Raw genomic sequence first — 13,575 nt, 5'->3', positions numbered from 1 at the left:
AAAACATACAGATTGTTTGTGACGAAATGGCTGAGTCTGCTGTTGATAGCGTTGTTTTCAGCGGCAATTTTTGCCAATCCACAGGTGCGAATCTATAACGACCCTATCCATCTTTCACCGACGGAGTCTTCAGATAAACAGTCTAGTGAAGGTGTTCACGTTGGTGAAAAAAAAGCAGAAGGTATTTCAGAGGCGCTATCTGGCGATATACAAAAGCAAAACACTCCTGATAGTACAAAACTTCCATTAGATCAACAAATCAAGCGTATAGACGCCGAAATACTTTTGCTTAAAGCTGAGTTGGCGAGAAAGAATGGCATTCCTTCACATGTAAGAGCTTACTTGGATTCTCTCGGGGCCGTCGATAAGGCACTGATTTCGCCGGAAATGCAGTTGCGCATTGAAAGCTTGCAGCAATATCTTCAACAGTCACCATTGGTTTCTCCTCAAGAAGCCAATGATGCATTGCCTTTTAAATTCGGTGCGCAAAATATCGCTGTGTTATTGCCCTTGACTGGTGACTACAGTGAAATAGGTTTGGCTATTCAGAAAGGTATCCAGGAAGGTTTTCCAAACACTAAGCTGAAGTTCTACGATACAGAAGTTTTCGATTCTATGTTGGAACTGTGGAATCTTATGAAGTTGACTCAACCTACTTTTATTATCGGTCCCTTAAGGCCAGGTAAAGCACAGGTGCTCAATGACCTAGATACTCAAGTGCCGACATTGTTGCTGAATCAAATAGATAACCCAAAGAGTTATGTTCGCTGCCTGAGTTTAAGTAGAGAAGGTTATGTGCCTGTTTTGGTGAAGCAATTGGTGGAACATCAATTTAAAGGAGTTTCTGTGATAGTTGATTCCTCGCAGGCTTCTCAAGATTTGTTAAAGTCTTTTGAAACTTTTTGGTCGGACTATGTTGAGAAACATCCTGATACGACCAGAAGTTTTAGAATCCATATTCAGCAAGTCGATAAAAGTATGGATCAGGCAGTAGGGCATTTGGTAAATGCCAGTCAGTCTAATATTCGAAAAAGCTGGTTGCAAAAAGTCATCAAGCACAAGTTGCATTTCGATGAGCGTTCAAGGCAAGACTTGGATGTAGTTGTTTCTTTCGTCTCCGCGCGTCAAGGAGTTCAGGTTTCTCCTTTGCTTAACTTTTATCACCTTGGTACCGTTCAACACTATTGGTTGCCAAGCAAGTTACCCACTGTGAAGGACTTTAACAAAAGTATGTCGTATTGGCGTAACACCTATGCTTTGTTACCTAGATATTTTGCCGATCAAGTTCGGGCTTATGCAAAGGGGAGTTTGGAAAGTGAACAGCAAGTTGGCATTTTTCATGCTTTTGGAAGCTTAGCGGCAAAAGTTGCTCAGTCGATAAACGACTCAAGCGTGAGAAGTTTACCTTCAATACTTGGTGAAGTGATGTTAGATGAACATCGATCTGCCACCATTTTGCCAGAAGAATTTTGGTTGAACAAAGGTAGTTTCTCTGTTGTTCAACTCCCGTAATTAGATAAATAACTATTTTTTGGAATGCTAGAGGTTAGCAAGTGGCACAAGTAAACAATACCGTTGATCCTAACGACTTGGACAGTATTGATGCTTTGCTTGACGAAGCAGAGTTGGAATCAGTTGCAGAAGAACCCAAGCCTGAACAGGAGGCATCAGCGACCCCTGCAGTCGAGGGGGGAGAATTACCTGATGCAGAAGATGTTCCAGAAGATTGGGCGGTAGAAGAAACAGCGGAAGAAGATCCAACAGCTGGATTACTTGATGAGCTTGATGGAGATCTGGACGTATCAGGTATTCAGGCAGAAGAGACAGTAGCGCCGGCACCAGAGCCAGTGCTGGAACCAGAAGCGCCTGTAGAACCACCGGAACCAGCTCCTGTCTCAGAACCGCCACAGGTCGACACATTGAGTGCAATTCAAGGAAAGGATGCTCCCAATGCAATGGAGCATAAGGCAGAAGACATTCTAGAGAAGCGTGCGCAAGCAGCACAGGCACAAAAGGCAAATAACGCAATTAAAGGCCCTGACATGGACGCGATAAAGAAATTAATTATTACCTTCAGCTCAATCATAATCTTTTTAGTGGTTGTGACGATAGGGGTTGGCATTTGGGCAGCATTATCGTCTGGAAACGACTTAAGTAAAGAGACAATGGACAAGATCAATGGCATTGAAGCGAACTCAATGCAATCGTTAATGCATACCAATGCATCGGAAAAAACATTGAAGACACTTGATAAGAAGCTGGATGCTATTAGTTTCCAATTAGAGCAACTTAATGGTGATATCGCTAAGATTGAAACCGGCACCGGCAGTCTTCAAAAAACTGCGGATACAAAAGATAGTCATGAAAAAGCGCAAGCTGCCGTTAAACCTGCTGAGCCTGCTGCTACAGCTCAAGAACCGAAGGTTGCACCTGAGTTGGCGGCTAAGTTGGATCGCGTTGGCGCTCAGATGACAAGTGCGCAGAGACGCATCTACGAAATCAATCAGCGTGTGAAAAAATTACAATCCGACTATAAGTTGTTGTTGAAGAGTATTAAGTCGGTTGAGAAACAATTGGTTTCCGAGAAAGTTGAAAAGGCACCAGCTGTTACTGGCAAAAAAGGCGCGACGACAGGTTCGCACAGTACGCACAACCTTAATATCCCGGGAACGACTAAGCCTCATCAGCCTTCTCCTGCACCGCATGCTCCGGCTCAAAACAGTCCTTATCAATATCCACCAAGTGGTGGCTACAAAAATAATGATGCCTATACATATTAGGTAGGGAGTGAAGCATGAAACGGTTGTTCGGCATGGTTTTAGCTTTAATGGTTCTGTTAGGCAGCGGGTGCAGCACAACAGCAACTTATCAAGTGCCGGATTACTATGAAACCAAGCTGGTTCCTTATCATTATCAGCCTGGCGATGTAAGGTCTATTGATGAGCTAAAAGCTAGTATGCGACTTAAAGACAAGACAGCACAAGAGTTGTCCCAAGGTTGGATTACTCATAGAACATATAAAAAACAAACAATTTTTGAATAAAACGGAGAAAATGTCATGAAAAAACAAACTCTAATTATGTTTATTGGTTTGCTTGGTGCGGCATTACTTGCCGGCTGTTCAAGCCAGCCAACGGTTGAACCATCGCAGCCTGCGATGGCGCCAGTAACGCCAGTCGTGGCGCAGGATTCAATGTCTGCAAAAACGGATGTGACCTCCTCTGATGATGCGGCTAAGGCTGGTGATGCTTCTAAAGCAGACGATAAAGCTCAAAGCGATCAAATGAAGCAAGCGCAGTCTAATCAACAATCTCAGCCACCACGTCAGCCTCAGTTGATTAAAATCACAGGCACAGGATTTGGTTCTGAAAGTTCTTATGAAGGTTATACACCTGGGCAAAGACGTTTGATGGCGATTCGTGCTTCTAAGTTGGATGCCTACCGTTCACTTGCTGAACAGTTGTATGGTGTGAAAATTGACAGTAACACGCAAATGTCTACGTTGACGGCAAGAAATGATAACTTCCGTGCTAGAGTGAATGCGATTGTTAAAGGTGCGCGAGTTGTTAGCGTGACACCAATGCCTGATAATAACTATGAAACCATTTTGGAAGTGTATGTGGATCGCGGATTCTTCAATAACCACTTTGTCTACACGAATTGTCCAAATGGAAGCTGTAACCAAGAGCCAGTAGAAGCAAGTAACTTGTGTGGAAATGGTTATAACTGCCAAACTGTTGACGGTCGATAATAGCAAATAACACAACAAACTCAGGGAGATGGGTTACATGAAAAAACCAACCCTTATAGTCTTGTTGCTTGCGGGTCTGATGATTGTGCAGGGTGTTGCGGAAGCTGCGAGTATCAGTACTCGAGTCCGCATCCTTGAGAGCAAAACCTACAAACTAGGTAAGGAGATTCAGCAGCAAAAAAGCGAGAATGCTGCGCAATCAGAAAGGCTAGATCAAGGATTGCAGGAGATTCATCGACTCAAGAAAAAAGTTGAGCAGTTTATGGCCGACGAATCAAAGCGTCAGCATAAGCCCGATAACCCTCAAAATAGCTATTCTTTTCCGTAGCAATGTAACAAACTGTTTTATTCAAAAAGCTACCGACTTAAGCGCATGTTTAAGTCGGTTTTTTTGTGTCTGAAGATTGTGAATGAGAGATTTGGACAGAAGTGTGTAGTTGTGTCTGGTTAGGCTGAGATTTTTTCTTTAACCAGTTAGATGCCGCATGGTCATTACTTCTTTCAATGGCGGAACGTTTGCCCGTTTGTGCTGTACCACCGGAGTGAGAAATACCTTGTTTTTCTTTGCTGTTACTGACCCAGAATCGCCAGTATGACGTAAGATCCGTATTCCAAAATCGATCAGGATTGGCTGAAACATAGTGTAAGAACTTGTCAAAAGACATGGCGGCAATTTCTTGGGATAGACCTTCGGAAATGGCGTAGTCCAATAACTCTTGAGTGTTTTGTTGCAGCAATTGAGTTAGTTTCTTGTTCAAAAGCGTGTCAGTCGACTGAAATCTGAGTAGGTGTTTTTTTAAGTTATTATCCAGTACTACACCTGTCGATGGCGCGTTGATATGCTTGATTTCTATGTCGAATTTCGCTTGTAGTTGAGGGTGGTTGATAGCAAAAATGCAGTCCCCTTGGGGGGTTCGCTGAACCACGATCAGTTTTCTGGATTCTAAGCCTGCAAGACACTGGTATAGGATTTCTTCCGACCAGAACTTAAAGGTTTCAAGTAGCTTTTCAGTGCGTGTCGGTGCTTCATCGTACTCTTCAAGCAACCAACCGATGAAAATGGCTTCGTTCAAACCAATCTTTTCGGCAATGTTGGCGTCAAAATGCAATTTCATCAAAATTAAGCCGATTGGTCTTGGTTAGCGTTTAGCTTAGCACCAAGACTTTTTGCTGCCTTAACGGCGGCATGGCTGATAGTGACCAGATTTTCCGGTGCTTGGAGTTGGCTTAAAACTTCTTTTGCTCTTTCAGGGTCACCAATTAAAACGGGTGGTTGTTTTTTAGCGCCTTTGATTTTTGCATTTTGGGCGTTGATAATGCCGGTCAATTCAACGGGTGGTTGCAATTGTTGTGGGGTTGCATAAAGGGCTCGATAAGCATTCTTGAATTCATTGGCTTTGAACACCAGAGATTTTTCATCCGGTATGTCGCATAGCGCAATCCATCCGCCCATTTTATGAATGATCTGATGTATTAAAGGATCGTGGAAAACCACGTCTTGATAGCCACCTACACGACGAATTGCCGTTTCAACTTCATTCCAAGCTCTAAGGGCATTGTCTTGCGTGCCGCCTTTACAGTTTTTGATGATATCGGAAACTTTTGGCCACCATTTCCCGTCTTCGGGGTGTTGCAGGTGAGCGTTGAAAGCTGCTTGAACTTCATCAATAGAATAGTCTTTTAAACCATTCCAGTACATTTCAAACGTCAGGTCGGTTAATTCTTTTTCATAATATGCAAATACCCATTTCAGGATTTGAGAGAACTTTTCCATGTCTTGAACTTGCATAATGACCCAACCTGGCAGATTTTGTGTATTTTGAATGTTGAATTTGTAAAGGGTGTGTTTTTTTATTTTAGCAAAAAAAGACCTGGCGTTTGAAATGAGTGGCGCTTAGTCAATGTTTAATATTTTGTGTGTCTGTAGACTTAGCTTCCACTGGGGGTGATGTAAGCAATAGTCTACTGCGGCGCGCCTGTTCTTTTCTGTGACAGCTGGATCTGTATCCGCCATTGGTTGTAGGTAGAAGAACTTGAAGTCGAGGTTTTCGACATCTTCAGGTGACCTTTCTTTCTGCGGGTACACAAGCTTCATTTCATGGCCAATGTCTTGAATGATTGGTGCATTGGCCTTTGGGCTGACACATATCCAATCTAATCCTGCTGGCGCTTTTAGTGTGCCGTTGGTCTCAACTGCAATTTCAACCTGTTGCGTATGGAAGGTGTCAATAAGGGCTTTATCGACCTGTAGTAACGGCTCACCACCAGTTAATACAATGAATGGGTGTACATCAGTATTTGTCGGCCAGAGTTTCAGTAAGTGCTTTAAGAGCGCATCGGCATCTTTAAAGCGACCGCCGTTTTGGCCGTTTTCACCAATGAAATCGGTGTCACAGAATTGGCATACGGCAGTTTCACGGTCAGCTTCTTTTCCAGTCCACAAGTTACAATGACTGAATCGGCAAAAAATAGCAGGCCTTCCAGTGTGAAAACCTTCACCTTGTAAAGAGTAAAATGCTTCTTTGATTCTGTAGCTCATAAGGTCTCAAACTCTTGTGTTTTGCGCGGTGATTTTTGTTCTTGGCCTAGGTGTAAAGTGCTATAATTTGACACTATTTTTTAAATTATTTCGTAGGGCGAGATTATAACAATGTCTGGTGAGCCGATGGGAAAGACTTTATACGATAAATTATGGGATGGTCATGTTGTCCGTCAAGAAGAGGACGGCACAGCGTTAATTTACATTGATCGACAACTTCTGCATGAAGTGACGTCGCCGCAAGCCTTTGAAGGGCTGAAGATGTCGGGGCGTAAGCCTTGGCGTGTTGATGCTAATGTGGCAACGCCTGATCATAACGTTCCAACAACGGCTTACACCTCTGCAGAAGACATTAAAGACCCGATTTCTCGTATTCAGGTTCAAACTCTGGATGCCAACACGAAATATTTTGGTATCACAGAATTTGGTATCGGTGATGTTCGCCAGGGAATTGTCCATGTTGTCGGACCTGAAGAAGGGGTGACTTTGCCAGGTATGACCTTGGTGTGTGGAGACTCTCACACTGCAACACACGGTGCGCTAGGTGCATTGGCGCATGGTGTTGGTACCTCTGAGGTTGAGCATGTTTTGGCAACGCAGTGTTTGTTGCAGAAAAAAATGAAAAACATGTTGGTGAAAGTGGATGGTCAGCTTCGCCCAGGTGTTACGCCGAAAGATGTTATTTTGGCGATTATCGGCAAAATCGGCACGGCAGGTGGTAACGGGCACGCAATTGAGTTCGGTGGTCAGGTCTTTAAAGATATGTCTGTCGAAGGTCGAATGACTGTCTGTAATATGGCGATTGAAGCTGGTGCCCGCGTTGGATTGGTTGCAGTCGACGATAAAACGATAGAGTATGTTAAGGGTCGTCCCTACGCACCGAAGGCAGAAGATTGGGATAAGGCTGTTGCCGCCTGGTCAAACTTGCATTCTGATGCCAATGCCGTATTTGATACGGTTGTGGAGATGAATGGTGTCGAAATCGAACCTCAAGTTTCTTGGGGGACCTCTCCTGAGATGGTGACAGACGTAAATGGCAAAGTGCCTAATCCTGATGCAGAAGCTGATCCAGTGAAAGCAGGTGGTATTCGTCGCGCACTTGAGTATATGGGGTTGGATGCGGGTATGAGTATTACTGACATTCCGGTGGATTATGTATTCATTGGTTCTTGTACCAACTCTCGTATAGAAGACATTCGCGCTGCGGCCAAGGTGTTGAAAGGACGCAAAGTTGCCGCTAGTGTTGAGCAGGCATTGATGGTTCCTGGTTCTGGTCTGGTGAAAAAACAAGCTGAGGAAGAAGGGCTGGATAAAATCTTCATTGAAGCTGGTTTTGAGTGGAGAAACCCAGGCTGTTCAATGTGCTTGGCGATGAATGCGGATAGATTGCCTTCTGGTAAGCATTGTGCCTCTACTTCAAACAGAAACTTTGAAGGTAGACAGGGTGCGGGCGGACGTACACATTTGGTTAGTCCAGAGATGGCCGCCGCCGCCGCGGTAGCAGGGCATTTTGTCGATGTGAGAACCATGTTGGAATCGGGAGTTTAATGATGGATAAATTTACTGAACTAACTGCAATTGTTGCCCCGATGGATCGTGCAAACGTTGATACGGATGCGATTATTCCAAAACAGTTTCTGAAGTCGATTAAGCGTACTGGGTTTGGTCCGAACCTATTTGATGAGTGGCGCTATGAAGATGTGGGTGAGCCGGGTATGGATAATACCAATCGACCATTGAGAAAAGATTTTGTTTTGAATCAACCAAGATACCAAGGTGCGAAAATATTACTAGCACGTGAAAACTTTGGCTGTGGTTCAAGTCGTGAACATGCCCCTTGGGCGCTGAAAGATTATGGTTTTGATGTTGTTATTGCGCCAAGTTTTGCGGATATCTTCTTTAATAACTGTTTCAAAAATGGTATTTTGCCGATAGTCTTGGATGAAGCAATTGTTGATAAACTGTTTCAGGAAACCTATGCAGCAGAAGGGTATCAGTTGACGGTGGACTTGGTTACCAAAAAAATCATTCGTCCAAACGGCGAGCAAATTGCATTTGATGTTGATGAATTCCGTCGCCACTGCTTGCTCAACGGTTTGGATGATATCGGTTTGACTTTGCAGCATCAAAATGAAATTGAAGCATTTGAGCAAAGTTATAAAGCAAAGAACCCATGGTTATTTAACTAGTTAAAATAAAATCATTAAGAGAAGAAAATGACTAAAGAAGTATTGATTTTGCCAGGTGATGGTATTGGCCCTGAGATTACTGCGGAAGCTGTTAAGGTATTGGAAGCACTAAAAGAATCTGATGGTTTGGATATTTCCATGACGGAAGATTTGGTTGGTGGCGCCGCGTATGACGTGCATGGTGTCCCTTTAGCAGATGCCACAATGGCAAAGGCAAAATCTGCGGATGCAGTGCTTCTTGGAGCCGTTGGTGGTTATAAGTGGGAGTCGTTGGATATCTCTGTTCGTCCGGAGAAAGGCTTGCTTCGTCTGCGTTCTGAGATGGCGTTGTTCGCGAACTTACGCCCTGCTTACCTATTCAAGCAGTTGGCTGATGCATCAACATTAAAGCCAGAAGTGGTTGCTGGATTGGATATTTTGATTGTTCGTGAATTGACGGGCGGTATCTATTTCGGTCAGCCTCGCGGTGTTAGAACGCTTGAAAATGGTGAAAGACAAGGGTTCAATACTTATGTTTACTCTGAGTCAGAGATTAAACGAATTGCTCATGTGGCTTTCCAAGCTGCAATGAAACGCAACAAAAAGCTGACTTCAGTTGATAAGGCAAATGTATTGGAAGTAACCGAGTTGTGGCGTGAAGTCATTGATGAAGTTGCTAAAGAGTACCCTGAGGTCGCGGTTAACCATATGTACGTTGATAACGCGGCAATGCAGTTGGTACTTAACCCGAAGCAGTTTGATGTTATGGTAACGGGTAATATGTTTGGTGACATCTTATCGGATGAAGCATCAATGTTAACAGGTTCAATTGGTATGTTGGCATCAGCATCACTGGATGCGAACAATAAAGGCATGTATGAGCCTAGCCATGGTTCTGCGCCGGATATTGCAGGGCAAAATATTGCGAATCCATTGGCTACAATTTTGTCAGCAGCTATGATGTTGCGTTATAGTTTAGGTCGCGAAGACTTGGCAGTAAAAATTGAAAATGCTGTGAGCGCAGTATTGGATCAAGGACTGCGAACTGGTGACATTTGGTCAGAAGGGATGACTAAAGTCTCTACATCTCAAATGGGAGATGCAGTTGTAGCAGTGCTGTAAGGTTTTGAGTTTTCAGCCAATTTAGGCCCACTCAGGAGGACTTTGATGTTCGGATTTAAGAAAAAGTTGAGGAACGTTCAGGGATGAAGGATCAGTTTACAATAACGATAAGTGATGTTCATGGTTCCCGTAATTTTTCTTTTAATCAATTAGTCAGAAAATTTGCACTGTTTTTTATTCTGTTCATTATTTTGCTATTGGCTGGTGGTGCCGGCGTTATTTGGTGGCTAAACAAAGAGACCGTCAAAATCGAACATAGAAGGATTCAAGCACAAGACAAATACTTGTCGATGCTGGAAAAAAACAAGCAGGATTATGCTTTGTTAAAGTCCGAAAAGCATCGTCTACAAGGGGATTTAGATAACAAGTCCAAACAAATTCAGTTTTTAGACCAAACCCTGCAGGGTTTGGAAGATTTGATTGGCGTTAAGCCTGATGAAGAGTTGCCTGTACAGGATCGCGTTAAAATTGTTCAGTTAACGACCCTGGAAAAGCAAATTATGCTGGAAGATATTCCGAATGGACGTCCTGTAGGCAAGTTTCAAGGCGTTTCTAGTTCATTCGGATGGCGAATTCATCCAGTGACCGGGCAAAGAGAATTTCACCGAGGAATCGATTACAGAGGACAAATTGGAGACCCTGTAGTTGCAACAGCAAATGGGACGGTTGAATATGCCGGTTACCATAAGAAAAGTGGTTATGGCAACTTAATCATATTGGATCATAAAGATGGTTTTAGAACGCTTTATGGGCATATGAGTAAGTTGTTGGTGAAAACTGGCGAGTATGTTCACAAAGGTGAGCGCATTGGAGAAATCGGTTCAACGGGATTGTCTTCCGGGCCGCATCTTCATTACGAAGTTTCATTTGTGCAAAGAAAGCTTAATCCGGCGCCTTTTGTTGATTGGAGGCTACAAAACTATGATCTTATATTTACACGTGTGAAGGGAGTACCATGGGGATCTTTAAGTCAGGCGGTGCAAAAACGCGTACAGGAAGTGGAAAAACAATTATCGCTACGGGATGTAAAATAAGCGGCGAGATCAAAGATCTTGATGGACCTTTACATATAGATGGTCGTGTTGATGGTATTGTTGAAACCGAATACGATGTTTCTATTGGTGATAAAGGTATTCTCAAAGGCCTAATCAAAGCAAAAAACGTTGTAGTCAGCGGTGTTTTGGAAGGCAAAGTGGCTTGTGAATCCATAGATATTCTGTCGACAGGCAAACTTCTTGGAGAAGTGATTTGTGGTGAATTGATGATTGAAGCTGGTGGGAAATTCATCGGTGAAAGTCGTGAATTAACAGAAGGCGGATTAATTGTGAGCTTTCCTGAAGCTGAAAGAATGCGTTTGGCGAACCAACTTGCCAGTCAGTTTGCAAGCAGTGGTGAGAAGTTGACAGGAAATGCTCAAACTGAAGTAAAAATTGAAGAAAAAGTCAGCAAAGCAAATGCTGAAAAAGATAACGTTTAGTTTTAATCTCTAACAACAAAAGTTAAAGGCTTACTAAGAGAACTTACATGACAAAAAAATATGACATTGCTGTCGTTGGCGCTACTGGCGCAGTAGGAGAAACCATTTTAAAGGTGCTGGAAGAAAGAGATTTTCCAGTAGGTAAACTATACCCACTAGCAAGTAGCCGTTCGGCAGGTAAGAAACTTGAGTTTCGCGGTGGCTGGGTAGAAATTGAAGATTTGGCTACGTTTGACTTTTCTAAGGTTCAAATCGGTCTGTTTTCCCCTGGTGCATCTATTTCGAGAGAATATGCTCCAAAAGCTGCGGCAGCGGGTTGTGTTGTTGTCGACAACACTTCTGAATTCCGTTATGTCGATGATATTCCACTGGTTGTACCGGAGGTGAACCCTCAAGCGGTTGCCGGTTATAAAACACGCGGAATCATTGCAAACCCAAACTGCTCAACCATTCAAATGTTGGTGGCACTCAAGCCGATTTATGACGCGGTGGGTATTGAACGTATTAACGTGGCAACCTATCAAGCGGTTTCAGGGTCAGGTAAAGAGGCGATTGAAGAGTTAGCGACGCAAACGGCAAACTTGTTGAACTTGAAGCCGGTTGAAGTGAATGTTTACCCGAAACAGATTGCCTTTAACTGCATTCCTCAAATTGATGTGTTTCAAGAGAATGGCTACACCAAAGAAGAAATGAAAATGGTGTGGGAAACCAAAAAAATCATGGGTGATGACTCGATTTTGGTTAACCCGACAGCGGTTCGTGTGCCAGTGTTTTATGGTCACAGCGAAGCGGTTCATATTGAAACCAAAGAAAAGATTACAGCAGAAAAAGCAAAAGAAATTCTTGGCAAAGCAGACGGTATTGTCTTGATTGATGAGCATGTTGACGGTGGTTACCCAACCGCGGTTACAGATGCAGCGGATACAAACCCTGTTTATGTTGGGCGTGTTCGCGAAGATATCTCTTGCGAAAAAGGTTTGAACCTATGGGTGGTTGCGGACAATGTTCGTAAAGGTGCTGCTACAAATACAGTTCAAATCGCAGAGTTGCTGATTAAAGATTACCTATAAATTGAATGCGAATCGCTTTAGGGGTTGAATATCAAGGTGGTGCCTATTGCGGTTGGCAGTATCAAGACCATTGCGACTCGGTACAAAAATATTTGCAGTCCGCATTAAGCTTTATTGCTGACGAACCTATTGAAGTTCATTGCGCAGGCAGAACGGATACAGGTGTTCATGCGATAGGGCAGGTAGTGCATTTCGAGACAAAATCTACCAGGTTGGGGCGTGCATGGGTTCAAGGCACCAATACCAAGCTGCCTTACGACATTCGCGTTGCTTGGGCTCGTACGGTTTCAGATGACTTTCATGCCCGCTTTAGCGCAGTGGCAAGGCAATATCGCTATGTAATCTTTAATCGTCCTGTCCATTCGGCAGTTTTATCCGGTCGAGTGACCTGGGAGAGACTACCATTGGATGAGATGGCTATGCATAAAGCGGCTCAAACATTAGTTGGTGAACATGACTTTTCTTCGTTTCGAGCCGCGGGCTGTCAGGCAAATCATGCCATTCGAGAGGTACAGTCTGTTCAAGTAAGTCGACATGATGACTTTGTTTTTGTCGACATTCAAGCAAACGCGTTTTTACATCATATGGTACGGAATATTGTAGGAACCTTGCTGGAAGTGGGCAGAGGTGAAAAGCAGGGTGAATGGTTGCAAACCCTGCTTGATAAACAGGATCGGACACAAGCTGGCGTTACCGCACCCGCTGAAGGGTTGTACTTCGTCAATGCAATTTATCCAGATAAGTTTGATATGCCAAAGACAGAACTCGATGCAGTGCTCTGGCAAGGATAAGGTTTTATGAAAGAGCTAATGCGTACAAGGGTCAAAATATGCGGTATCACGAATAGTGAAGATGCTAAGTCCTCAGTGGCAAAGGGCGCCGATGCGATAGGCCTGGTGTTCTATCGTAAAAGCCCCCGATACGTGACACTTGAACAAGCAAAACATATTGTCGAAGTTGTGCCTGCGTTTGTCACTGTTACGGCATTGTTTGTTGATCCGACAATTGATGAAGTAAAAGAGGTCATCTCGGAAACCAAGGTTGATTTGCTCCAGTTTCACGGAGAAGAATCAGAAGCATTTTGCAGTGGTTTTTCTCGCCCTTATATCAAAGCGGTGAGAATGAAGTATGACTCTAATTTATCTGCTTTGGTGAAAGAATATGCGTCTGCAAAAGGGATTCTTTTGGACACTTATGTAAAAGGTGTTCCGGGGGGAACAGGCGAAGCTTTCAATTGGGACTGGGTGTCCAAAGAAAAGCAAAACGGTTTGAATATGCCTGTTATTTTGGCAGGCGGATTACATGCCGAGAATGTGGAGCGCGCCATTGATGTTGTGGCACCTTGGGCAGTAGATGTTAGTGGCGGTGTCGAGTTGATGCCCGGTAAGAAATCAGAAACAAAAATTGAGCAGTTTATGAAAGCTGTAAATGAAAAAGTCAGGAGATAA

Annotated in this window: 16 protein-coding genes; 13 read left to right on the top strand and 3 right to left on the bottom strand. The window is 43.6% G+C overall.

Annotated elements, in window-relative coordinates; all coding sequences use genetic code 11:
• Positions 1-18: 18 nt before the first annotated feature.
• The 5 genes from HVMH_RS08140 to HVMH_RS08120 are packed head-to-tail and all read left to right on the top strand — an operon-like array spanning position 19 to position 4,079.
• Positions 19-1,512 (top strand): penicillin-binding protein activator, encoded by a 1,494-nt coding sequence (locus HVMH_RS08140; protein WP_155837661.1) that lies wholly within the window; start codon positions 19-21, stop codon positions 1,510-1,512.
• A gap of 41 nt (positions 1,513-1,553) precedes the next feature.
• The gene (locus HVMH_RS08135) at positions 1,554-2,780 is read left to right on the top strand and encodes a hypothetical protein (RefSeq protein ID WP_029909808.1); all 1,227 of its coding nucleotides are present in this window, start codon (positions 1,554-1,556) and stop codon (positions 2,778-2,780) included.
• 14 nt (positions 2,781-2,794) lie between these two features.
• Positions 2,795-3,043, top strand: a complete 249-nt coding sequence (locus HVMH_RS08130; protein ID WP_029909805.1) for a hypothetical protein — start codon at positions 2,795-2,797, stop codon at positions 3,041-3,043.
• Between the two features lie 15 nt (positions 3,044-3,058).
• A complete protein-coding gene (locus HVMH_RS08125) occupies positions 3,059-3,751 on the top strand; it encodes an LPP20 family lipoprotein (RefSeq protein ID WP_029909802.1) in 693 nt (230 codons plus the stop codon).
• A gap of 37 nt (positions 3,752-3,788) precedes the next feature.
• Entirely contained in the window at positions 3,789-4,079 is a 291-nt protein-coding gene (locus tag HVMH_RS08120) for a hypothetical protein (protein WP_035628853.1), read from the top strand.
• A 49-nt stretch (positions 4,080-4,128) separates the two neighbouring features.
• Here the strand turns inward: HVMH_RS08120 and HVMH_RS08115 are convergent, their stop codons facing one another.
• From HVMH_RS08115 to queE, 3 genes are all read right to left on the bottom strand, one after another.
• Positions 4,129-4,866: a hypothetical protein gene (locus HVMH_RS08115; protein ID WP_029909796.1), complete on the bottom strand. Its 738-nt coding sequence runs from the start codon at positions 4,864-4,866 to the stop codon at positions 4,129-4,131.
• A gap of 5 nt (positions 4,867-4,871) precedes the next feature.
• Positions 4,872-5,540 carry a DUF6475 domain-containing protein gene (locus tag HVMH_RS08110; RefSeq protein WP_029909793.1) on the bottom strand — a complete coding sequence of 223 codons (669 nt, stop codon included), beginning with the start codon at positions 5,538-5,540 and terminating at the stop codon, positions 4,872-4,874.
• 105 nt (positions 5,541-5,645) lie between these two features.
• Positions 5,646-6,290 carry a 7-carboxy-7-deazaguanine synthase gene (gene queE, locus HVMH_RS08105; protein WP_029909791.1) on the bottom strand — a complete coding sequence of 215 codons (645 nt, stop codon included), beginning with the start codon at positions 6,288-6,290 and terminating at the stop codon, positions 5,646-5,648.
• A 126-nt stretch (positions 6,291-6,416) separates the two neighbouring features.
• Between queE and leuC the strand changes: the two genes are divergently transcribed.
• The 8 genes from leuC (at position 6,417) to HVMH_RS08065 (ending at position 13,575) form a co-directional block, all read left to right on the top strand.
• Positions 6,417-7,838, top strand: a complete 1,422-nt coding sequence (gene leuC / locus HVMH_RS08100; protein WP_197942621.1) for a 3-isopropylmalate dehydratase large subunit — start codon at positions 6,417-6,419, stop codon at positions 7,836-7,838.
• 2 nt (positions 7,839-7,840) lie between these two features.
• Positions 7,841-8,479 (top strand): 3-isopropylmalate dehydratase small subunit, encoded by a 639-nt coding sequence (gene leuD, locus HVMH_RS08095; protein ID WP_029909787.1) that lies wholly within the window; start codon positions 7,841-7,843, stop codon positions 8,477-8,479.
• A gap of 27 nt (positions 8,480-8,506) precedes the next feature.
• On the top strand, positions 8,507-9,580 hold the full coding sequence (leuB, locus tag HVMH_RS08090; RefSeq protein WP_029909785.1) for a 3-isopropylmalate dehydrogenase: 1,074 nt from the start codon (positions 8,507-8,509) through the stop codon (positions 9,578-9,580).
• A gap of 83 nt (positions 9,581-9,663) precedes the next feature.
• On the top strand, positions 9,664-10,614 hold the full coding sequence (locus HVMH_RS08085; RefSeq protein WP_029909782.1) for a M23 family metallopeptidase: 951 nt from the start codon (positions 9,664-9,666) through the stop codon (positions 10,612-10,614).
• On the top strand, positions 10,536-11,057 hold the full coding sequence (locus tag HVMH_RS08080; RefSeq protein ID WP_029909779.1) for a bactofilin family protein: 522 nt from the start codon (positions 10,536-10,538) through the stop codon (positions 11,055-11,057). Before HVMH_RS08085 ends, HVMH_RS08080 begins: the two co-directional genes overlap by 79 nt.
• A gap of 47 nt (positions 11,058-11,104) precedes the next feature.
• A complete protein-coding gene (locus tag HVMH_RS08075; protein WP_029909777.1) occupies positions 11,105-12,127 on the top strand; it encodes an aspartate-semialdehyde dehydrogenase in 1,023 nt (340 codons plus the stop codon).
• Between the two features lie 5 nt (positions 12,128-12,132).
• Positions 12,133-12,918 (top strand): tRNA pseudouridine(38-40) synthase TruA, encoded by a 786-nt coding sequence (gene truA / locus HVMH_RS08070; RefSeq protein ID WP_029909774.1) that lies wholly within the window; start codon positions 12,133-12,135, stop codon positions 12,916-12,918.
• A 6-nt stretch (positions 12,919-12,924) separates the two neighbouring features.
• Entirely contained in the window at positions 12,925-13,575 is a 651-nt protein-coding gene (locus HVMH_RS08065; protein ID WP_232087749.1) for a phosphoribosylanthranilate isomerase, read from the top strand.

Source organism: Hydrogenovibrio marinus (genome assembly GCF_013340845.1).
Lineage (GTDB): Bacteria > Pseudomonadota > Gammaproteobacteria > Thiomicrospirales > Thiomicrospiraceae > Hydrogenovibrio > Hydrogenovibrio marinus.
The sequence above is the reverse complement of the archived record's forward strand: the minus strand, read 5'-3'. Positions and strand labels throughout refer to the sequence as shown.

Coding starts and splice junctions, on each gene's coding strand:
- leuD (WP_029909787.1), top strand. CDS start 7,841: ATGGATAAATTTACTGAACTAACTGCAATTGTTGCCCCGATGGATCGT.
- HVMH_RS08065 (WP_232087749.1), top strand. CDS start 12,925: ATGAAAGAGCTAATGCGTACAAGGGTCAAAATATGCGGTATCACGAAT.
- HVMH_RS08110 (WP_029909793.1), bottom strand. CDS start 5,540: ATGCAAGTTCAAGACATGGAAAAGTTCTCTCAAATCCTGAAATGGGTA.
- HVMH_RS08075 (WP_029909777.1), top strand. CDS start 11,105: ATGACAAAAAAATATGACATTGCTGTCGTTGGCGCTACTGGCGCAGTA.
- HVMH_RS08120 (WP_035628853.1), top strand. CDS start 3,789: ATGAAAAAACCAACCCTTATAGTCTTGTTGCTTGCGGGTCTGATGATT.
- HVMH_RS08130 (WP_029909805.1), top strand. CDS start 2,795: ATGAAACGGTTGTTCGGCATGGTTTTAGCTTTAATGGTTCTGTTAGGC.
- HVMH_RS08085 (WP_029909782.1), top strand. CDS start 9,664: ATGAAGGATCAGTTTACAATAACGATAAGTGATGTTCATGGTTCCCGT.
- leuB (WP_029909785.1), top strand. CDS start 8,507: ATGACTAAAGAAGTATTGATTTTGCCAGGTGATGGTATTGGCCCTGAG.
- HVMH_RS08115 (WP_029909796.1), bottom strand. CDS start 4,866: ATGAAATTGCATTTTGACGCCAACATTGCCGAAAAGATTGGTTTGAAC.
- HVMH_RS08125 (WP_029909802.1), top strand. CDS start 3,059: ATGAAAAAACAAACTCTAATTATGTTTATTGGTTTGCTTGGTGCGGCA.
- truA (WP_029909774.1), top strand. CDS start 12,133: ATGCGAATCGCTTTAGGGGTTGAATATCAAGGTGGTGCCTATTGCGGT.
- queE (WP_029909791.1), bottom strand. CDS start 6,290: ATGAGCTACAGAATCAAAGAAGCATTTTACTCTTTACAAGGTGAAGGT.
- HVMH_RS08080 (WP_029909779.1), top strand. CDS start 10,536: ATGGGGATCTTTAAGTCAGGCGGTGCAAAAACGCGTACAGGAAGTGGA.
- leuC (WP_197942621.1), top strand. CDS start 6,417: ATGGGAAAGACTTTATACGATAAATTATGGGATGGTCATGTTGTCCGT.